Genomic DNA, 20,494 nt, shown 5'->3' on the forward strand with positions numbered 1-20,494 from the left:
CCACGGCCTCGGCACCTCCCTGTGGGACCGGTGTCCTGCCAGGTACCGGCTCGAACTCGTGTCGGCGGACTTCGTGTTCCTCCTGATTCCCCCGCAGCAGAGTCGAGACCGCCGAGCGGCCCGACGCACGAGAGTTCCCGGTGCGGCAGGCCGCTGCGGCCGCACTGGTTCACAGTCCCAGTGCCAGCCGGTAGTACGCCTGGTTCCAGCGGAGATCGCGCCGGAACTGCTTCGGGGTGGTGGTCTCGTCGATGAGGGCGAGTTCCATGCGGAGCATCTCCGCCAGGTCGTCGATGTGGTCGGAGGTGAGGGCGGTACTGAGGACGGTGTGGTGCGGTCCTCCGGCCGTCAGCCAGGATTCGGTGGAGGTCCGCAGGTCGGGGCGGGGCCGCCAGACCGCGCGGGCTACGGGCAGGGCAGGCAGGGGGTGGGGGGGTGCCACCACGTCGATGTCGTTGGCGATCAGGCGGAAGCGGTCGCCGAGGTCCGCGAGGCCGACCACCACGGCCGGACCGGGGGTGGCGTCGAACACCAGGCGCACCGGGTCCTCCCGCCCGCCGATGCCGAGGGGATGGATCTCGCACCTCGGCCTGGCGGACGCGATGGTGGGACAGACTTCGAGCATGTGCGCGCCGAGGATGAGCCCGTTGCCGGGTGTCAGGTCGTAGGTGTAGTCCTCCATGAAGGAGGTGCCGCCCGGGAGGCCGGCGGCGGCGACCTTGAGGGCGCGCAGCAGGACGGCGGTCTTCCAGTCGCCCTCTCCTCCGAATCCGTATCCCTGGGCCATGAGCCGCTGGACCGCGATGCCGGGCAGCTGGCGCAGTCCGCCCAGGTCCTCGAAGTTGGTGGTGAAGGCCCCGAAGCCGCCCGCTTCGAGGAAGGTCCGCAGGCCCACTTCGATGCGGGCCGCGTAACGGAGCGCGTCGTGCCGGTCGCCTCCCGGTCGCAGTTCCGGTGTCAGGTGGTACAGGTCCTGATACGCCTCGATGAGGGAAGCCACCTCGGTCCCGTCCGCGCTGTCGACGACCTGCACCAGGTCGTTGACGCCGTAGGTGTTGACGGAGACGCCGAAGCGCAGCTGGGCCTCGACCTTGTCGCCCTCGGTGACGGCCACGTCGCGCATGTTGTCGCCGAAGCGGGCGACCTTGAGGGTGGCCAGTTCGGAGCGTGCGGCGGCCGCCCGCGCCCAGACCTCGACGCGTGCGGTCGTCACAGGATCGGTGACGTGTCCGGCCACGGTCTTGCGGGGGACGCCGACACGGGCCTGGATGTGCCCGAACTCGCGGTCTCCGTGAGCGGCTTGGTTGAGGTTCATGAAGTCCATGTCGATGGTGTCCCAGGGCAAGGCCACGTTCGACTGGGTGTGGAGGTGCAGCAAGGGCTTGCGCAGCGCGTCCAGTCCGGCGATCCACATCTTGGCCGGCGAGAAGGTGTGCATCCAGGCGATGAGCCCGATGCACCGGTCGTCGGTGTTGGCGTCGAGGCACACCCGGCGGATGGCGTCGGCGTCGGTCAGTACCGGCTTCCACGCCACTCGCGCGGGGATGCCGGAGGCGTCGGCCAGCACGCCGGCGAGCTGCCGCGACTGTTCGGCGACCTGCTTCAGCGTCTCCTCCCCGTACAGGCCCTGGCTGCCGGTGAGGAACCAGATCTCCTGGGCGGGGGATGTTCGGCTGGGCACATGGACTCCTGAAGGTGACGTCCCGCGGCGGGCGGGCGGGGAAACGGGAAGGAAGGACGGGGGGTCAGCCCGCCGTGCGGGCCGCATCGCGGATGCGCCTCAGGCGGTGCAGCGGGCCGCCGGTGCCGAAGTGGTCGTGCAGGAGCCGGTACTCGGCGAAGAGGGCGTCGTAGGCGTCGGCACGGGAGGCGTCGGGCGCGTAGACGGCAGGCCGTCGGCGGCCCATCGCGGCGGTGGCCGTGCGCACGTCGGTGTGCGCGCCGGCAGCCACGGCGGCGTGGATGGCCGACCCGAGGGCGGGTCCCTGGTCGGACGCGGCCAGGGAAACGGGGCGGCGCAGCACGTCGGAGTAGATCTGCATCAGCAGTTCGTTCTTGGCCAGTCCGCCGGCGACGATGAACTCGTGCACCGGGACGCCGCCCTGCTCAAGGGCCTCCACGATGACGCGGGTGCCGAACGCGGTTGCCTCGAGCAGCGCACGGTAGACGTCCTCGGGACGGGTGGCGAGGGTGAGCCCCACGACGACTCCGGAGAGGTGGTGGTCGATGAGGACGGAACGGTTGCCGTTCAGCCAGTCGAGGGCGACCAGTCCGTGGCCGCCGACCGGCTGCAGGGCGGCTTTCCGGGTCAGCAGGGTGTGGAGGTCCTCGCCGCGGTCGGCGGCCTCGGCGAGGTAGCCCGGCGGGACGCCCTGGTCCAGTACCCAGGCGAAGATGTCGCCGACCGCGCTCTGACCGGCCTCGTATCCGTAGGCTCCTTCGACGATCCCGCCGTGGACGACACCGCAGATGCCGGGGACGTCGGCGAGGACGGGAGCGTTCACGACGTGGCAGGTGGAGGTGCCCATGATGGCGAGCAGTTGACCGTCCTCGACGGCCTGGGCCGCCGCTGCGGTGACATGGGCGTCGACGTTGCCCGCGGCAACGGCGATGCCGGGGCGCAGCCCCGTCCAAGCTGCTGCCTCCGTGCTGAGCGAGCCCACGCGTGAGCCCAGCGCGGAGAGGGGGAATGCGAGGCGGGTACGTGCGAAGTCGGCGAACCGGGGGTTCAGCGCGGCCAGGTACTCCTCGCTCGGGTAGGCGCCGTCCTGATGGATGCCCTTGTATCCGGCGGTGCAGGCGTTGCGGGACTCGGCTCCGGTGAGCTGCCACACGATCCAGTCGGCGGCCTCGATCCACCGCGCGCAGCTTTCGTAGACGAGCGGATCCTCCTCCAGGACCTGGAGGGCCTTCGCGAACTGCCATTCCGCGGAGATCCGGCCGCCGTAGCGGGTGATCCATTGTTCCCCGCGGGCGTGGGCGAGTTCGTTGATGCGGTCGGCATGGGGCTGGGCCGCGTGGTGCTTCCACAGTTTGGGCCACGCGTGCGGCCGTCCGGCGAGCTCCGTCTCGGCGAGGGGAGTCCCGTCGGCCAGCGTGGGCAGGACGGTGCAGGCGGTGAAGTCGGTGGCGATGCCGATCACCGCGGCAGGATCGACTCCGGCCGCCGTCACGGCCTCCGGGACGGCGTGACGCAGTACGTCCCGCCAGTCCTGCGGGTGTTGCAGGGCCCAGTCCGGAGGCAGTTGCGCACCGTCGTGCGGCAGGTGCCGGTCGATGACGCCGTGCCGGTAGGCGTGGACCGCCGCGGCCAGCTCCTGACCGTCGCGAACCCGCACCACCACGGCGCGGCCCGACAGGGTGCCGAAGTCCACGCCGACCGTGTACTGCTCCGATTCCTCGGAAGGCGGGGTGGGCGCGGGGGGATGGGGTGACGTCAACGGAGTGCCTTTCGAAGGAGCCGTGGGGTGGTGGGCGGCGCGGCCCGGCAGCCGGAGATGCCGTCCCGGCAGTCCCGGCGGTCGGCGGGAGTCCGCTGCCATGGCAGTGTGAGCGCTAACAATGTCGATAGGCAAGAGCTTTGCGTGGATCACGGGTGGAGTTCCCCCGGCGTGGCGGCCTCCGTATGCGGGGGCTCGACTCGATCTGGCGCAGATCCGGCGCTGGTTGATGTGTCCGATCGGGATGGCGAAGCCGACGGTCTCGCGAACGGGTGGAGTCGGCCTCGTTGCCGCACGTGGCGCGCGGTAACGGACAGGTAACACGCACAAGGGGCTTGAGAACCGGGCTTGTTAACGCTCACAATGCGACGGCGCCCCCTCCCGAGGGCATCCGTCTCCTGTCGACCCCGGCTCCGAGCTCGGCTCCGACGCCGCCCCGCCCCTGCCCCCCGGCACAGCCCGGCCCCGGCCGTGCGGAGCTCTTCCGTACATCCGAAAGGACACCCCTCATGGCTCGCAGAGCAACTCTCGTCCTCACCGCCGCCCTCCTCGCCTCCTCGGCGCTGACCGCCTGCTCGACCGAGGGCCCCGCCTCCGGCCCGGCCTCCGGGGCCAAGGCGCACTCCGGCGGCACGATCACCATGGGCTTCGCCCAGGTCGGCGCCGAGAGCGGTTGGCGCACCGCCAACACCAAGTCCGTCCAGGAGGCGGCGAAGAAGGCCGGGATCGAGCTCAAGTTCTCCGACGCGCAGCAGAAGCAGGAGAACCAGATCAAGGCGATCCGCACCTTCATCCAACAGAGGGTCGATGTGATCGCCTTCTCGCCGGTCGTGGAGTCCGGCTGGGACACGGTGCTGAAGGAGGCCAAGGACGCGGGTATCCCGGTCATCCTCACCGACCGCACCGTGGACACCAAGGACACCTCCCTCTACAAGACCTTCCTTGGCTCGGACTTCGTCAAGGAGGGCAAGTCCGCGGGCGAGTGGCTGACCAGCGCGTACGCCAACGAGCAGGGTCCGGTCAACATCGTCGAGCTCCAGGGCACCACGGGCTCCGCACCCGCCAACGACCGCAAGGCCGGCTTCGCCGATGCCATCCGCACCGACGGCAAGTTCAAGATCGTGGCCTCGCAGTCGGGCGACTTCACCCGGGCCAAGGGCAAGGAGGTCATGCAGGCGTTCCTGAAGTCGCAGAAGGACATCGACGTCCTCTACGCCCACAACGACGACATGGCGCTCGGCGCCATCCAGGCCATCGAGGAGTCCGGCAAGAAGCCCGGTACGGACATCAAGGTGATCTCGGTGGACGGAATCAAGGACGCCTTCGTCGCGATGACCGAGGGCAAGATCAACGTCGTGGTGGAGTGCAACCCTCTGCTCGGCGACCAGCTGATGGAGCTGGCCAAGAAGGTCGTCGCAGGGGAGAGCGTGCCGACCCGGGTCGAGACCCAGGAGGGTGTCTTCCCGCAGGACAAGGCCGCGGCCGCGCTGCCTTCCCGGAACTACTGACGCGGCCGGCCGGTGCCGCGGGAGGCCCGGCCCGGGTCCTCCTCAGGATCTTGCGGGGCCCGCGATCCCTGGCACCGGAGTCCGCTCCACCACCCCACTTACGAGAGGAGGGCGGATGGCATCCCCGTCCACCCCGCGGCCCACGGACGCCGGCGACCCGCGGCCGGTCCTGGAAGCCCAGGGCATCCGCAAGCAGTTCCCGGGCGTGCTCGCCCTCGACGGAGTCGCCCTGCGGCTCTTCCCCGGTGAGGTGCACGCCCTGATGGGCGAGAACGGCGCCGGGAAGTCCACCTTGATCAAGGTGCTCACCGGTGTCCACCCCGCCGACGGCGGCAGCATCCTCGTCGACGGCCGGCCCCACGCGTCCGCGGACCCCCTCCAGGCGCAGCGGGCCGGAATCAGCACCGTCTACCAGGAGGTCAATCTCTGCCCGAACATCTCGGTCGCCGAGAACATCCTCATCGGACGCGAACCACGCCGGATCGGTCTCATCCACTGGTCCGCGCTGCGGCAGCGCGCGGCAGCGCTCCTGACGGAACTGGACCTCGACCTGGATGTCACCGGTCTGCTCGGTTCGCACTCCCTGGCCGTTCAGCAACTGGTCGCCATCGTCCGGGCGGTGGACGTCTCGGCGAAGGTGCTGGTGCTGGACGAACCCACCTCCAGCCTGGACCGCGAGGAGGTCGCCCAGCTCTTCACGCTGGTGCGGCGCCTGCGTGACCGCGGTGTGGCCATCCTGTTCGTCACGCACTTCCTCGACCAGGTATTCGATCTCTGTGACCGCGTCACCATCCTGCGGGGCGGCCGGCTGGAAGGCGAGTACCCGATCGGCGAACTCAATCCGGTGACGCTGGTACAGCGCATGATCGGCGGAGAGCTGGCCACCCTCGACCAGTTGTCCGACCGTGCGCGCGAGCAAGCGGCCGAACGGGCGACCAGTGAGCCGTTCCTCCAGGCACGACGACTGACCCGCGCGGGCTCGATCGAACCGTACGACCTCGACATCCATGCCGGTGAGGTCATCGGACTGGCCGGCCTCCTGGGCTCGGGCCGCACCGAGGCGGCACGCCTCCTGTTCGGAGCGGACAGCGCGGACGCCGGAGAAGTGAGCATCGAGGGCAAGACGGTACTCCTGCGCACCCCGCGCCACGCCATCGCCCGGGGCATCGCGTTCTGCTCCGAGAACCGCAAGTCCGAGGGACTGGTGGGCGAGCTCACGGTCCGCGAGAACATCGTCCTCGCTCTGCAGGCCGCCCGCGGCTGGACCAGGCCGCTGACCCGGGCGAAACAGGACGAACTGGCACGGCACTGGATCGGAGCCCTGGACATCCGCCCCGCCGATCCCGAAGCGCAGGTGCGCCACCTCAGCGGAGGCAACCAGCAGAAGGTCCTCCTCGCGCGTTGGCTGCTGACCGCACCCCGGCTCCTGATCCTCGACGAACCCACCCGGGGCATCGACATCGGGGCCAAGGCGGAGATCCAGAAACTCGTGGCCCGTCAGGCGGGCGAAGGCACCGCTGTGCTGTTCATCTCGGCGGAACTCGAAGAGGTCCTGCGCCTGAGCCACCGCATCGCGGTGCTCCGCGACCACCGGATGGTGGCCACCCTCACGAACGACGACACCGTCACGCCCGAACGCATCCTCACGACCATCGCCACCGGAGCGGACTCATGACCACCCAGCCTGCCAAGCCCAAGGCGGTCGGCGGAACCGGGAGACGCCTGGCGGGCCACCGCCTGCTGTGGCCCACGCTCATCCTGTTCGCGCTGCTCCTCGGCAACCTCGCGTTCCACCACGACTTCTTCTCCGTCCGCGTACGCGACGGCCACCTCTACGGCAGCCTCATCGACATCCTCCAGTTCGGCGCGCCCCTCACCCTCGTGGCGCTCGGCATGACCCTCGTCATCGCCACCCGGGGCATCGACCTCTCCGTGGGTTCGACCGTCGCCATCGCCGGCGCCCTCGCCTGTGGGCACATCTCCACCGCCGCACGTCCCGGCAGCGTCGCCACCGTGCTCGCAGCGGTCGCCCTCGCGCTCGGCGTCGCCCTCGTACTGGGCCTCGCCAACGGGTTCCTGGTGTCAGGGCTGGGGGTGCAGCCCATCGTGGCCACCTTGATCCTCATGGTCGCGGGCCGCGGCGTCGCCCAGCTGATCACCGGGGGCCAGATCATCACGGTGACCAGCGCCCCCTACAAGATGATCGGCGGCGGCTACTGGCTGACCTTCCCGTTCGCCGTCCTCCTGGCCACCGCCCTCGTCGCGCTCACCGGTTTCGTCACCCGTCGCAGCGCACTCGGCATGCTGATCGAGTCCGTGGGCGGCAACCCCGCCGCCAGCCGCCTGGTCGGCATCCGCGCCGGCGGTCTGCTCGCCCTGGTCTACGTCTTCAGCGCGCTGTGCGCCGCGGTTGCCGGGCTGATGATCAGCTCCAACGTCTCCAGCGCCGACGGCAACAACGCCGGCCTGTGGATCGAACTCGACGCGATCCTCGCCGTGGTCGTCGGTGGCACCGCCCTGACCGGAGGACGCTTCTCCCTCGGCGGCACCGTCCTGGGCGCCCTGATCATCCAGACCCTGTCCACCACCGTCTACACCCTCGGCGTCCCACCCGAGACCACCCTCGTCTTCAAGGCCCTCGTCGTCATCGTCGTCTGCCTCGTCCAGTCCCCGGTCTTCCGGGCCAAGGTCCTGCGCCGCCGCAGGGCAACCACTCCCCGATCCCACACCACGCCGGGCGCCGCCCCGCAGCAGCAGGAGGTACGCGCATGAGTACCGGCATCGCGAGCGCCGCCGCTGGGCTCACCCGCCCCCTCGCGACCGTGTCCCCGCGCACCCGCACCCGTATCCCACTGATCGTCACGGCCGTCCTGCTGGTCGTCATGTTCAGCGTCGGGTCGGTGCGCTACGAGGGCTTCCTCTCCGCGCAAGTCGTGCTGAACCTGCTGATCGACAACGGATTCCTCCTGGTCGTCGCGGTCGGGGCGACTTTCGTCATCCTCACCGGCGGCATCGATCTGTCCGTCGGCTCCATGGTGGCCCTGTCGACCACGCTCACCGCCTGGCTGGTCGAGTCGCACGGCTGGCCCCTGGCCGCCGTCATCCCACTGGTCCTGCTGGTCGGCGCCGCGAGCGGGACGTTCATGGGCTGGATCATCCACACCTTCGAGATCCAGCCGTTCATCGTCACCCTGGCCGGCATGTTCCTCGCCCGCGGGCTCTGCTACACCATCAGCACCGAATCCATCACGATCAGCGACCCCACCACGGCGGGAATCGCGCAGACCCGGCTGTACGGCCCGGGAGGACTGTTCGTCTCGATCCCGGTGGTCATCGCCCTGGCCGTGCTGCTGATCGCCTTCGTCGTACTGCACCACACGGGCTTCGGCCGCAACGTGTACGCGCTGGGCGGCAATGAGGCCTCCGCACGCCTGATGGGCCTTCCCGTGGGCTCCACCAAGATCGCCGCATACGCCGTCAGCGGCCTGTGCTCCGCACTCGGCGGCCTGCTGCTGACCTTCTACATGCTCTCCGGCTACGCCCTCCACGCCATGGGCATGGAACTCGACGCGATCGCCGCCACCGTGATCGGCGGCACGCTGCTGACCGGAGGTTCCGGCTTGGTCCTGGGCACGGCCCTCGGCGTGCTCGTCCTCGGCATGATCCAGACGGTCGTGAACTTCCAGGGCACGCTCAGCTCCTGGTGGACCCGGATCGTCATCGGCGCCCTGCTGCTCGTGTTCATCGTGCTGCAACGTCTGATGAGCGGCCGCCGCCCCGCCGCCGGCTGACTCCGGCTCCGCAGCCCGTCAGCCCGTTCCACCGCGCTCGCGTGCTGCCCGCCCAGCTTGCTTCGCGGCACGGACGGCGAAGGAACGGGGGAGAGGCGGCGGTCCGGCTTCCCGGGCCGACCTGCGCGGAGATCCACACGCGCGGCGCCCGCCTCCGTCCCTGATCCTGCCGGACCGCTGGGCCGCACGGCCGATGTCGTGCTCGGCGCCCGCGACCCCGCCACGTGCGAGGGCGCCGCACGCCACTCGTGCGACCGCGGGCCGTTGTGCCAACCGCTTCGCGAGCGGCCGGCTCGTCGTCGCGGCGGCACCCACCGGCTCGCCACCCAGAGACCGGGCACACGCTGCACGGGGGTCCCGACGGGGTCGCCCAGCGCGTGTGCGGTGCGAACCGCCTCAGAGGGGCGGGCCGGGTTCCGGGTGGGGGTCATCCGCCGGGTGGAGCGATCCTGCGGGCCGTACTGGCGCGCACGATGAGCTCGGGCGCCACCACCAGGTGCGTCGACACGTCGGTCCGGCCTTCGATGTGGTCCAGGAGCAAGCCGATGCTGTCGCGGCCGAGCGAGGCGAAGTCCTGACGGATCGTCGTCAGCGGGGGTGGGAAGAACTCCGCCTCGGGGATGTCGTCGAAGCCGGCCACCGCTACGTCCTCCGGCGTGCGCAGGCCCGCTTCCCGCAAGGCCCTCAGGACACCGAGGGCCATCTGGTCGTTGGCGACGAACACCGCGGTGAGGCCCGCTTCCTGCCCCCGTGTCGCCCGTACCCGACCCGCGAGCTGCTGGCCGGCCTGGTATCCCGACAGTGGACTCCAGTCGCCGCGCAACAGGGGTGGCACCTCGGCGCCGGCATCGCGCAGCGCCTCCTCCCACCCCTGCGTGCGGGCCTCGCTCTCAAGCCAGTCGGGAGGGCCTGCGACATGCCACACGGTGGAGTGGCCCGAGGCGAGGAGATGTTCCGTGATCAGGCGGGCGCCGAGGTTCTGGTCCAGCGACACCCCCGGCAGGTCCAGGGTGTGGCCGCCTTCCACGGTGACCACCGGGCACGGTGCTTCCAATGCCGCCAGGGCCCTCACCGCGGCGCGCTGGGGAGTGACGGCGACGATCCCCTCCACGCCCCACCCGGCGAGGTGCTGCATGGCCTCGGCGAGGGCCGTCTGCGTGGCCGTCCGAAGCGTGACGGCGGACGTCAGGTAGCCCCGGTCCCGAGCCGCCTCCTGAACCCCCGCCACGGTGCTGGCGGGCCCGTGCAGAGTGGTGTTCACCGCGATGACGCCCAGTGTGTGGGTCCGGCGGGTGGCCAGAGCACGGGCCGCCGAGTTGCGGCGGTACCCCAGTTGCTCGATGACCTGCGTCACCGCGGCCCGGGTCTTGGCGCTGACGTTCGGGTGGTCACTGAGCACCCGTGAAACGGTCTGATGGGACACGCCGGCGACGCGCGCGACGTCCGTCATCGTGGGCGCGCGCGAGACGTCTGGGAGCTGGGTCAACTCTCTTCCTTCCTCATCGATCGGCCTTCCGTCAAGGTATCGAACCCGCCGTGGCCCGCCGCGTCTCGGACCGGCCGGGAGATTGTCGACCGGCCATCGATGTTGGCGTTCACATTATGCAGCGTTGCCAGCAGGGTTCGGGCAGGAATCCTCTCGCATCTCTTGAGATCGGCAGGTGTTAGCGCTCACAATTTGGGAGGGGGTTGCCGTGGTAGAGCGACCGCGATGCCTGGTGTGCGGCCCCCGATCAGTCCAGCCCACTCGTGGGCGACTGCGGGCCTGCCGGACGCCGGTCCCAGGAAAAACCGCCGCCCATGTCGGAGAGACGGTGAGAGTGTAGTGAGCGAGACAAGCCTCAAGGACCTCCGTCGCGAGGTGCTCGCGGCCAACCTGCGTATCCCGGAGGCCGGGCTGGCCACCCTCACCTGGGGAAACGTCAGCGGAGTGGATCGAGACGCCGGCGTCTTCGTCATCAAGCCGTCCGGGGTCTCCTACGCCGAACTCACCGAGGAGGACCTGGTGGCGGTGGCCCTGGAGGACGGGCGGGTCGTCGACGGGCACCTCAGGCCGTCCACCGACACCGAAACCCATCGGTGCCTGTACCGCGCCTTCCCCTCCATCGGTGGTGTCACCCACACGCACTCGGCGCATGCGGTCGCCTTCGCCCAGGCGCGCCGCCCGATCCCGGTCCTCGGCACGACACACGCCGACACCTTCAACGGGCCCGTCCCCGTGACGGCGGACCTCACCGCCGAGCAGTGCGCGCAGGACTACGAGTACAACACCGGACAGGTGATCGTCGCCCGGCTGGACGGCGACCCCCGTCGGGCCGACGAGGTCCCCGGAGCACTCGTCTCACGACACGGCCCCTTCACCTGGGGCGCCACCGCGAAGGCTGCGCTGGAGAACGCCATCGTCTGCGAGGCCGTGGCGGAGATGGCGCTGCACACGCTGGCGCTGGGGTCCCGCCTCGGGAGCACCTCCGAGCCGCCGAGGCATCTGCTGGAGCGGCACTTCACCCGCAAGCACGGACCGGACGCCTATTACGGCAACGTCCCTCACGTCCCGGGCAACTGAGGCGGCCGGGCAAGGGCAGCTCCAACCAGCAGTGGAAGCTCGTGAAGGTGGCTGAGAGCGGCGGCGCGCAGACCGGGTCCGGATCGTACGTGTGGCAGAACGCCCCGGTGGTGGGCGGCGGTTACGTCACCGGGCTGGTGTTCAACCCGCGGGAGAAGGGCCTGCTGTACGCGCGCACCGACATGGGTGGCGCGTACCGCTGGGACACCGGCGCCGAGCAGTGGACACCGCTCACCGACTGGGTCGGTCAGAAGGACTGGAACCTGCTGGGCATCGAGTCGCTGGCCACCGACCCCGTCGACCCGGACCGGCTCTACCTCGCGGCCGGCACCTACACCAACGACTGGGCCGGCAGCGGCGCGATCCTGCGCTCCAAGGACCGGGGCCGCACCTTCCAGCGCACCGACCTGCCGTTCAAGCTGGGCGGCAACGAGGACGGCCGCGGGGCCGGCGAACGGCTGGCGATCGACCCCGCGGACAACGGCACCCTGCTGCTGGGCACCCGCAAGAACGGCCTGTGGCGCAGCACTGGATCGGGCGCAGCCAGGCGGACATCGAGCAGTTCCGCGAGGACTGGATGGAAGGCACCCGCTACGGCGAGGTGAAGGGCTACGACGGCCCGCCGATCCCGGCCCCGGCCCTCCCCCCGACCCACCTGAAGCCCAGGGGAAGGGTGCGTTGACCTGCTGCGCGGCCGGGGCCGGGGCCGGCACCGGTGCCGGTGCCCGGGTCGCTCACGGGGCGACCCGGGCCCCCTCCCTGGACGGCTCCGGGACCGACGGGAGGTCCTGCCCGGCGCGGAGCGGGCCCGTCAGGAGGAGCAGGGCGGAGAGCGCGTTGCCGGCGTAGAGGAGCCACAGGGCGTCGCGTTCGCCGAGGAGGGTGCCGAGGGCACCGCCGAGGAGGCTGCCGACGGGGATCGTCCCGTACATCACGAAGCGGATGGTGGAGCCGACACGGCCGAGCATGTCCGGCGGGCAGTACGCCTGCCGGAAGCTCACGATGATGACGTTCCCGGCGACCACCCCGGTCATCAGGCAGAACTCCCCGACCAGGAAGGCCAGCAGCCCCACCCCGTCCGTGGTGAGCGGGATCAGCAGCCCGAACGGGCCGCCGCAGAAGGCGCACAGCAGGACCGCCCGGGCCGTCCCGAACCGGCGGGCCAGGCGCGGCGAGACCACCGCGCCCAGGACCCCGCCCAGCCCCGCCAGTGCGATCAGGACACCGACCAGCGCGCCCGGCACGCCCACCGTCCGGTTCAGGAACAGGATCGACAGGGACTGCGCGCCGCCCAGGAACAGGTTCATCGCCGCGTCGCACAGCAGGATCGTCCGCAGGAACGGGTCCCGGGTGAGGAAGGCCACGCCCGCGCGGATCTCCCCGACCAACGACGGCTCCGATGCGGCCCGTTCCGTACCGCCCGGCCGGCCCTCCGGGGTCCGGATCCGCAGCAGCAGCGCCGCCGAGAGCAGGAAGCTCAGCCCGTCGGCGAGGAAACCGGCCGCCGCGCTCCCGGCCTGGGCCAGCGCCCCGCCCACCCCCGGTGCGACGACCTCCGCGACCGATTCGCTGGTCTGGAGCCGGGCGTTGCCGTCGGCGAGATCCTCGTGCGGCAGCACGGTCGGCAGGTACGCGGTGTAGGCGGCCCGGAAGAACACGTCGGCGGTGCCCGCCAGGACCGCCACCAGCATCAGTTGAGCGGTCGTCAGGACTTCCAGCCAGACCGTCGCGGTCAGCGACAGCATCAGCAGCGCCGACACCGCGTTGCACACGATCATCACCGGCCGACGGCGCATCCGGTCGGTCCACGCCCCCACGGGCAGCCCGAACAGCAGCCACGGCACCCAGGCCGCGGCGCCCAGCACCCCCATGGTGAAGGGCCCCGCGTCCAGCGTGTCCACCGCGATCAGCGGGAGCAGCACCCGGGTGGCCGCGCTCCCGAACTGGCTCACGGACTCCCCCGCCCACAGCAGCCGGAAGTCCCGGCGGCGCAGCGCGCCGCGACCGGCGCTCACCGGCCCACCGTGCCCTCGCCCAGCAGCGCGGCGATCTCGGCGGCGGGCTTGGGTGCCATCATCTCGCCGTGCGCGCACGGCACTTCGTGGTGGGCGACCGGGCCGGTGACGTACGGCTCCCACACCCGCGGCCCGGGCGCGTCCGGCTCGTGGGCGGCGACGGCCAGTGTCACCCCGCCCCGGAACACCCCCGGACGGTGGGCGGCGGCCAGCCGGTCGTGGTGGACGTAGGCCCCGCCCAGGGCGGCGACGGTCTCCCCGTCGAAGACCGACAGCGGGCCCTCCTCGGCGGCGGCCGCCGCCACCAGCCCGGCGAGGGTCAGCGGACCCCCTCCGGCCGCGCCGCGCTCCTCCCGCGGCGGATAGCCGAGCGATTCCAGCAGGTCCCGCAGCGGGTCCGCGGCCGGGGCCGCCGTCTCGCCCGGGGCCGCCGGATACCCGTCCAGCAGGGTGAGCCCGGCCACCTCCTCGCCGTCCTGCTGGAGCGTCACGGCCACCGCGTGCGCGACCACCGCCCCGAAGGACCAGCCCAGCAGGTGGTACGGGCCGTGCGGCTGCACCGTGCGGATCCGCGCCGCGTACTCCGCGGCCATCTCCGCGACGCTCCCGGGCCGTGCCCCCGGCTCGCTCAGCGCCCTCGACTGCAGGGCGTGCACGGACCGCTGCGGGTCCAGGTGCTCCAGCAGCCCCCGGTACACCCAGCCGGTGCCCGCGCCCGGGTGGAAGCAGAACAGGGCGGGTGCGCCGGGCGCCCCCGTGCGCAGCGTGACCAGCGGCGCCAGCGGGTCCGCGTCCCCGCGGGGGACCGCGCCTCCGGAGCGGGCGGCGAGCCCGGCGACCGTGGGCGCGGCGAACAGGTCCTGGACCCCGAGCTCCTCGCCCAGCGCCTCGCGCACCCGGGCCATCAGCCGGGCCGCCAGCAGGGAGTGGCCGCCCAGGTCGAAGAAGCCGTCGTCGGCGCCGACGACGTCCGCGGGCAGCCCCAGCACCTCGGCGAACAGGCCCGCCACGACCTCCTCCCGCCGGCCGCGCGGCGCCCGGCGCACCCGGCCGTCCCCGGCCGCGCCGGGCTCCGGCGCGGGCAGCGCGGCCCGGTCGAGCTTGTCGTTCGGGGTCCGCGGGAAGGCGTCGAGCACGACGAACGCCGACGGCACCATGTGCGCCGGGAGCGACCCCGCCAGATGGGCGCGCAAGTCCGCCGCATCCAGCGCGGAGCCCGTACCGCCGTCGCCGCCGGGGGCCGGGACCACGTACCCGACCAGCCGCTTCGCACCGCCGGGGCCGTCCTCCCGCACGGTCACCGCGGCCCGGTCCACCCCGGGCGCCGCCGCGAGCGCGGCCTCGATCTCGCCGGGTTCGATGCGGAAGCCGCGGATCTTGACCTGGTCGTCGGCGCGGCCGAGGTAGTCGATGCGGCCCTCGCGGTCCCGGCGGACGAGGTCGCCCGTGCGGTACATGCGGGCGCCGTCCTCGAACGGGCAGGCCACGAACCGCTCCGCCGTCGTCCCCGGGCGCCGCAGGTAGCCCCGCGCCAGCCCGGCACCCGCCAGGTACAGCTCGCCGGGCACCCCCGGCGCCACCGGCCGCAGCGCCGCGTCGAGCACGTAGGCGCGGGTGTTGGCGACGGGGCCGCCGATGAGCGGGCGCTCGCTGCGCGCGGTGTCCCACCACAGGGCGTCGACCGTGCACTCGGTGGGTCCGTACAGGTTGTAGGCGAGCATCCCCTCCGTGGCGCGCAGCCGGCTCCACAGCCCCTCGCCCGCGGCCTCCCCGCCGATCAGCAGCAGCCGCGGCGGGGCGTCGAGCAGGCCCTCCTCGATCAGGTGCTCGGCGTGCGTCGGGGTGGTGTCGACGACGTCGAGGGCGGCGTCGGCGACGTGCCGGGCGAAGGCGGCGGCGTCGCGGCGCACGGCGTCGCCGATCAGGTGGAGTTCGTGCCCGGCCACCATCCACATCAGGGCGTCCCAGGAGGCGTCGAAGGACAGCGAGGCAACCAGCGCCACCCGCAACTGCCGTCCGGCCGCGGTCCGTTCCGCCTCGGCCATGGTGTGGGCGCGGTGGAAGGCGTACAGGTTGCGCAGCGCCGCGTGGTCGACGACGACGCCCTTGGGCCGGCCCGTGGACCCCGAGGTGTACACGACGTACGCGGCGTCGCCCGGCCGGGGCCGCCGCAGCGGCCCGGCACCGGGCGCGGAGGCGGCGGCAGTGTCCGCCTCGTCCGCCTCGTCGGTGAGGACGAGCGGGACCTGTGCCGGCTCCGCGAGCGGCAGCAGCGGGGCGGTCGCGGAGTCCGTGACCAGCAGCGCCGGGGCGGAGTCGGCCAGCATGTGCGCGATCCGCTCGGCCGGGTATCCGGTGTCCACCAGGACGAACGCCGCACCGGCCTTGAGGACGGCCAGGATCGCGGCCACCGCCGCCGGGGAGCGCGGCAGGGCGATGGCCACCACCCGCTCCGGCCCCGCCCCGTCCCGGACGAGGCGCCGGGCGAGCCGGTCGGACCAGGCGTCGAGGGCGGCGAAGCCGATCCGCTCGGCGCCGTGCACCAGCGCGGTCGCGTCCGGGGTGCGGGCGGCCCGTGCCGCGAACAGCTCGGGCACGGTGGCGTCCGGTACCGGCAGCGCGGTGTCGTTCCACTCGGTGAGCACCCGCCGGCGGGCCGCGGGGGTCAGCGGGTCGGCGGCCCCGACCGGCAGCTCCGGCGCCGCCGCGAGCAGCCCGACCATCCGTACCAGGGTCGCGGCGAGGTCCTCGGCGGTGGCGTGGTCGAACAGCTCGGCCGCGTACTCCAGGAAGCCCGAGATCCCGGCGGGGCGGCCCTCGGCGTCCCGGCGCTCCTGGACGTCCAGCGTCAGGTCGAACTGGGCGACGTCGAAGCGGAACGGCTCGGGGCGGACGTCGAGGCCGGGAAGCGCGAGCGTCCCGTCCTCGCCGTCCTGCACTTGGAGCAGCACCTGGAAGAGGGGGTGGCGGGCGAGGGAGCGCTCGGGGTTGACCGCCTCCACGACCCGCTCGAAGGGCACGTCCTGGTGTTCGTACGCCGCGAGGTCGGTCTCCCGGACCCGGCCCAGGAGTTCGGCGAAGGCCGGATCGCCCGAGACGTCGGTGCGCAGGACGAGGGTGTTGACGAAGAAGCCGACGAGGTCGTCCAGGGCCTCGTCGTCACGGCCCGCGACGGGCGTCCCGATCGGTACGTCGGTCCCCGCGCCGAGCCGGGACAGGGTCACGGCCAGCGCCGCCTGCACCACCATGAAGAGGGTGCAGCCGTGCTCGCGGGCCAGTTCCAGCAGCCGGCCGTGCAGCTCGGCGTCCAGGCCGACGGGGACGGAGCCGCCCGCGAAGTCCGCCACCGCCGGGCGCGGCCGGTCGTAGGGCAGGGCCAGCTCGGCGGGCGCACCGGCCAGTGCGCCGGTCCAGAAGGCGAGTTGGCGGGAGATCGGGCTCGCGGGGTCGTCCTCCGCGCCGAGCAGCTCCCGCTGCCACAGCGTGTAGTCGGCGTACTGCACCGGCAGCGGTTCGAAACCGGGCGCGGCGCCCGCGCACCGGGCGGCGTACGCCTCGGACAGGTCCCGGAACAGCGGCCCCCAGGACCACCCGTCGAGCGCGATGTGGTGCACCACCAGGGCCAGCACCCACTCCTGCGGCCCGGCCGCGAGCAGCGCCGCCCGTACGGGGGGCCGCGCGGCCAGGTCGAACGGGCGGGCCAGCAGCGCGTCGAGGGCCCCGGTGGTTCCTTGCGGACCGCACTCCACCAGGTCCAGGGGCACGCCGCCCCCGGCGGGCAGCACCCGCTGGTACGGCTCGCCCGCCGCCTCCGGGAACACCGTGCGCAGGGCCTCGTGCCGGTCGGTGACGTCCCCCAGGGCCGCGGCCAGCGCCGATGTGTCCAGCGGACCGCGCAGCCGCAGCGCGAACGGGCAGTGGTAGCCGGCGGACTGGCCCGCCCGGCTCAGGAACCACAGCCGGCGCTGGGCCGCCGACAGCGGCGGGGCTTCGGGCCGCTCCGCCGCCGCGGTCAGGGCCGGACGGGGGGCCGCCCCGGCTCCGGAGCCCTGCGCCAGGCAGGCGGCCAGCCCGGCCACCGTCGGGTGCTGGAACAGCTGGCGGATGCCCAGGTCGCCGCCCAGGACGGCCCGGATCCGTGAGAGCAGCCGGGTCGCGAGCAGCGAATGGCCGCCCAGCTCGAAGAAGCTGTCCTCGGCGCCCACCGACGGCAGCCCCAGCACCTGCGCGAACAGCTCCGCCAGGACCTCCTCGCGGGGCCCGCGCGGGGCGCGGGAGGAGAGCAGCGCGCCGAAGTCCGGCGCGGGCAGCGCCGCCCGGTCCAGCTTGCCGTTCCGGTTCATCGGGAAGGCCTCCAGGACCACGAAGGCCGAGGGCACCATGTGGTCCGGCAGCTGCGCGGCGAGCCGCCCGCGCAGCGCGCCCGGCTCGGCGCTGCGGCCCGCGGCCGCCACCACGTACGCCACCAGGCGCTTCCCGGCGGGCCCGCCGTCCCGGGCGAGCACCGCGGCCTGCGCCACCTCGGGGCAGGCCCGCAGGCAGGCCTCGATCTCGCCGGGTTCGATGCGGAAGCCGCGGATCTTGACCTGGTCGTCGGCGCGGCCGAGGTACTCGATGCGGCCCTCGCGGTCCCAGCGGACGAGGTCGCCCGTGCGGTACATGCGGGCCCCGTCCTCGAACGGGCAGGCCACGAAGCGGCCCGCGGTGAGCGAGGGCCGGTTCAGGTAGCCGCGGGCCAGGCTCGGTCCGGCCAGGTACAGCTCGCCCGGGACGCCCGGGGCGACGGGCCGCAGCCCGGCGTCCAGGACGTACGCCCGGGTGTTGGCGAGCGGGCGGCCCACGAGCGGCTCCTCGCTGAGGGCGGCGTCCCACCACAGGGTGTCGACGCTGCACTCGGTGGGCCCGTACAGGTTGTGGCAGAGCATCCCGTCGGCGGCCCGGACCCGCGTCCACAGGGCCGCGCCCGCCGCCTCGCCGCCGAGCAGCAGCACCTTGAGCCGGTGCGCGGGATCGTCCAGCAGGCCCTCCTCGACGAGCTGTTCGGCGTAGGTCGGGGTGACGTCGAGGGCATCGATGCCGGCGCGGGCGATGTGCCGGACCAGCGCGGCCGCGTCGCGGCGGGTGTCGTCGTCGACGAGGTGGAGCTCGTGGCCGGCCACCATCCACAGCAGCCCCTCCCACGACGTGTCGAAGGACAGTGCGGCCGTCAGCGCCATGCGCATCCGGCGCCCGCCGTGCAGCTCCTCCGCGCGGGCGATGACCCCGGCCCGGTGGAAGGCGTACAGGTTGCGCAGCCCCGCGTGGTCGATGACGACGCCCTTGGGCTCGCCGGTCGACCCCGAGGTGTGGATCACGTACGCGGCGCTGCCGGACAGGATCCGGCGGCCCGGGACGGGACCGGCGGCACCCGCCGGGACCGGGCCCGGCGCGTCGACGAGGACGCGGACGGCGCCGGTGTCCGGGAGCCCCGGGGCGGTCGCGGCGTCGGTGACGACGGTGGTCGTGGTGCCCAGCAGCCGGGCGATCCGCTCGGCCGGGTAGTCCGTGTCGACGGGGACGAAGGCGGCGCCCGCCTTGAGCACCGCGAGCAGCGCCACGACGGAGTCGGCGGACCGGGGGAGGGCCAGGGCCACCAGGTGCTCCGGGCCGACCCCGTGTCCGGCGAGCCGGTGCGCCAGCGCGTCGGCGCGGGCGTCGAGTTCGGCGAAGGTCAGCGCGGTGTCCCGGAAGACCAGGGCGGTCGCGCCGGGGGTGCGGGCGGCCCGCTCCTCGAACAGCTCGGGCAGGGTCCCCGCGGGCACCGGCGCGGCCGTGTCGTTCCAGCCGGACAGGACCAGCGCGCGCTGTTCGGCGGAGAGCGGGTCGGCCTGTCCGACCGGGGCGGCGGGGTCGGCGGCGAGGCGCTCCAGCACCCGGGCGAGGGCGGCCGCGAGGTCCTCGGCGGTGGCCCGGTCGAACAGGTCCGTCGCGTACTCCAGGGCTCCGCCGATCCCGGCCGGGGCGCCCGAGTCCCAGCCCTCCTGGAAGTCCGCGGTGAGGTCGAACTTGGCGACGTCCCAGGCGGCGGGCTGCTCCGCGCACTCCAGGCCGGGCAGGGCGAAGGCGGGGCCCTCGCCGCTGTCCAGGGTCATCATCACCTGGAACAGGGGGTGGCGGGCGAGGGACCGCTCGGGGTTGACCGCCTCCACGACCCGCTCGAAGGGCACGTCCTGGTGCTCGAAGGCGGCGAGGTCGCTCTCCCGCACCCGCTCCAGGAGGTCGGTGAAGGCCGGGTCTCCGGAGAGGTCGGTGCGCAGGACGAGGGTGTTGACGAAGAAGCCGACGAGGTCGTCCAGCGCCTCGTCCGTGCGGCCTGCGACGACGGTCCCGATGGGGACGTCCGTGCCGGCGCCGAGGCGGGACAGGAGCACCGACAGGCCGGCCTGGAGGACCATGAAGAGGGTGCAGTCGTGCTCGCGGGCCAGTTCCAGCAGCCGCCGGTGCAGCTGCGCGTCCAGCTCCAGGGGGACGGAGCCGCCCGCGAAGCCCGCCACCTGCGGGCGCGGCCGGTCGGCGGGCAGCGCCAGTTCGGCCGGGGAACCGGCCAGTTCCCGCGTCCAGAAGGCCAGTTGTTCGGCGAGCAGGCTCTCCGGGTCGTCCTCCGCGCCCAGCAGCTCGCGCTGCCACAGCGTGTAGTCCCGGTACTGCACCGGCAGCGGCTCGAAGGCGGGCGCCCCGCCCGCGCACCGGGCGGCGTAGGCGGCGGCCAGGTCGGTCAGGAGCGGGCCCCAGGACCAGCCGTCGGTGGCGATGTGGTGGATCACCAGCGCCAGCACCCACTCCTCGTCGCCCAAGGCGAAGAGGCGGGCCCGCACCGGGAGTTCGGCGGTGAGGTCGAAGACGTGCCCGGCCTCGGCGGCCAGCGCGTCGGCGAGCTCCGCCTCGCCGAGGCGGACGACGGGCAGCTCCGGCGCCCGGTCGGTGATCTGCTGCACGGGCTCGCCGTCCACCTCGGGGAAGACCGTCCGCAGCACCTCGTGCCGCCCGGTCAGATCGCCGAGGGCCGCGGCCAGCGCCTGCGGGTCCAGCGGACCGCGCAGCCGGGTGGTGAGCGGGCAGTTGTACGCGGCGCCGGTCTCGCCGAGCTGGTTGAGGAACCACAGCCGCCGCTGGGCGAACGAAACGGGAAACACAGGAC

10 protein-coding genes and 2 pseudogenes are annotated in these 20,494 nt (G+C 72.9%); 7 read left to right on the forward strand and 5 right to left on the reverse strand.

Annotated elements, in window-relative coordinates; translation table 11 throughout:
• Positions 1–169: 169 nt before the first annotated feature.
• The gene (gene araA, locus ABTY04_RS10640; RefSeq protein ID WP_352212977.1) at positions 170–1,681 is read right to left on the reverse strand and encodes an L-arabinose isomerase; all 1,512 of its coding nucleotides are present in this window, start codon (positions 1,679–1,681) and stop codon (positions 170–172) included.
• Positions 1,682–1,745: 64 nt separating this feature from the next.
• A complete protein-coding gene (gene araB / locus ABTY04_RS10645; protein WP_352212978.1) occupies positions 1,746–3,440 on the reverse strand; it encodes a ribulokinase in 1,695 nt (564 codons plus the stop codon).
• 509 nt (positions 3,441–3,949) lie between these two features.
• On the opposite strand from araB, the gene ABTY04_RS10650 reads away from it, so the two are divergent.
• From ABTY04_RS10650 to yjfF, 4 genes are all read left to right on the forward strand, one after another.
• Positions 3,950–4,948 carry an ABC transporter substrate-binding protein gene (locus tag ABTY04_RS10650; RefSeq protein ID WP_352212979.1) on the forward strand — a complete coding sequence of 333 codons (999 nt, stop codon included), beginning with the start codon at positions 3,950–3,952 and terminating at the stop codon, positions 4,946–4,948.
• A 115-nt stretch (positions 4,949–5,063) separates the two neighbouring features.
• Positions 5,064–6,623 (forward strand): sugar ABC transporter ATP-binding protein, encoded by a 1,560-nt coding sequence (locus tag ABTY04_RS10655; RefSeq protein WP_352212980.1) that lies wholly within the window; start codon positions 5,064–5,066, stop codon positions 6,621–6,623.
• The gene (locus ABTY04_RS10660) at positions 6,620–7,720 is read left to right on the forward strand and encodes an ABC transporter permease (RefSeq protein ID WP_352212981.1); all 1,101 of its coding nucleotides are present in this window, start codon (positions 6,620–6,622) and stop codon (positions 7,718–7,720) included. The genes ABTY04_RS10655 and ABTY04_RS10660 overlap by 4 nt, the downstream gene beginning before the upstream one ends.
• The gene (gene yjfF, locus ABTY04_RS10665) at positions 7,717–8,739 is read left to right on the forward strand and encodes a galactofuranose ABC transporter, permease protein YjfF (RefSeq protein ID WP_352212982.1); all 1,023 of its coding nucleotides are present in this window, start codon (positions 7,717–7,719) and stop codon (positions 8,737–8,739) included. The genes ABTY04_RS10660 and yjfF overlap by 4 nt, the downstream gene beginning before the upstream one ends.
• A gap of 427 nt (positions 8,740–9,166) precedes the next feature.
• Here yjfF and ABTY04_RS10670 read toward each other — a convergent pair whose 3' ends face one another.
• Positions 9,167–10,189, reverse strand: a complete 1,023-nt coding sequence (locus ABTY04_RS10670; RefSeq protein WP_502996609.1) for a LacI family DNA-binding transcriptional regulator — start codon at positions 10,187–10,189, stop codon at positions 9,167–9,169.
• A 375-nt stretch (positions 10,190–10,564) separates the two neighbouring features.
• Here ABTY04_RS10670 and araD point away from each other — a divergent pair, with 375 nt between their 5' ends.
• From araD to ABTY04_RS10685, 3 genes and pseudogenes are all read left to right on the forward strand, one after another.
• Complete coding sequence (gene araD, locus ABTY04_RS10675) at positions 10,565–11,302, forward strand: L-ribulose-5-phosphate 4-epimerase AraD (protein ID WP_352212984.1); 738 nt, start codon at positions 10,565–10,567, stop codon at positions 11,300–11,302.
• A 5-nt stretch (positions 11,303–11,307) separates the two neighbouring features.
• Positions 11,308–11,865: pseudogene (locus ABTY04_RS10680) on the forward strand (beta propeller repeat protein); the annotation flags it as partial.
• Positions 11,829–11,984 (forward strand): annotated as a pseudogene (locus ABTY04_RS10685) (pirin family protein); the annotation flags it as partial. The pseudogenes ABTY04_RS10680 and ABTY04_RS10685, both read left to right, overlap by 37 nt.
• A gap of 52 nt (positions 11,985–12,036) precedes the next feature.
• On the opposite strand, the gene ABTY04_RS10690 reads toward ABTY04_RS10685, so the two are convergent.
• Positions 12,037–13,317, reverse strand: coding sequence for an MFS transporter (locus ABTY04_RS10690; RefSeq protein WP_352212985.1), 1,281 nt, complete (start codon positions 13,315–13,317; stop codon positions 12,037–12,039).
• The gene (locus ABTY04_RS10695) at positions 13,314–20,489 is read right to left on the reverse strand and encodes a non-ribosomal peptide synthetase (protein ID WP_352212986.1); all 7,176 of its coding nucleotides are present in this window, start codon (positions 20,487–20,489) and stop codon (positions 13,314–13,316) included. The genes ABTY04_RS10690 and ABTY04_RS10695 overlap by 4 nt, the downstream gene beginning before the upstream one ends.
• Positions 20,490–20,494: the final 5 nt, after the last annotated feature.

Origin of the sequence: Streptomyces sp. NPDC097981, assembly GCF_040302565.1 — a bacterium.
GTDB lineage: Bacteria > Actinomycetota > Actinomycetes > Streptomycetales > Streptomycetaceae > Streptomyces.

Excerpts from the sequence above, each read along its gene's own strand:
- ABTY04_RS10650 (WP_352212979.1), top strand. The coding sequence starts at position 3,950 with ATGGCTCGCAGAGCAACTCTCGTCCTCACCGCCGCCCTCCTCGCCTCC.
- ABTY04_RS10655 (WP_352212980.1), top strand. The coding sequence starts at position 5,064 with ATGGCATCCCCGTCCACCCCGCGGCCCACGGACGCCGGCGACCCGCGG.
- ABTY04_RS10660 (WP_352212981.1), top strand. The coding sequence starts at position 6,620 with ATGACCACCCAGCCTGCCAAGCCCAAGGCGGTCGGCGGAACCGGGAGA.
- yjfF (WP_352212982.1), top strand. The coding sequence starts at position 7,717 with ATGAGTACCGGCATCGCGAGCGCCGCCGCTGGGCTCACCCGCCCCCTC.
- ABTY04_RS10670 (WP_502996609.1), bottom strand. The coding sequence starts at position 10,189 with ATGACGGACGTCGCGCGCGTCGCCGGCGTGTCCCATCAGACCGTTTCA.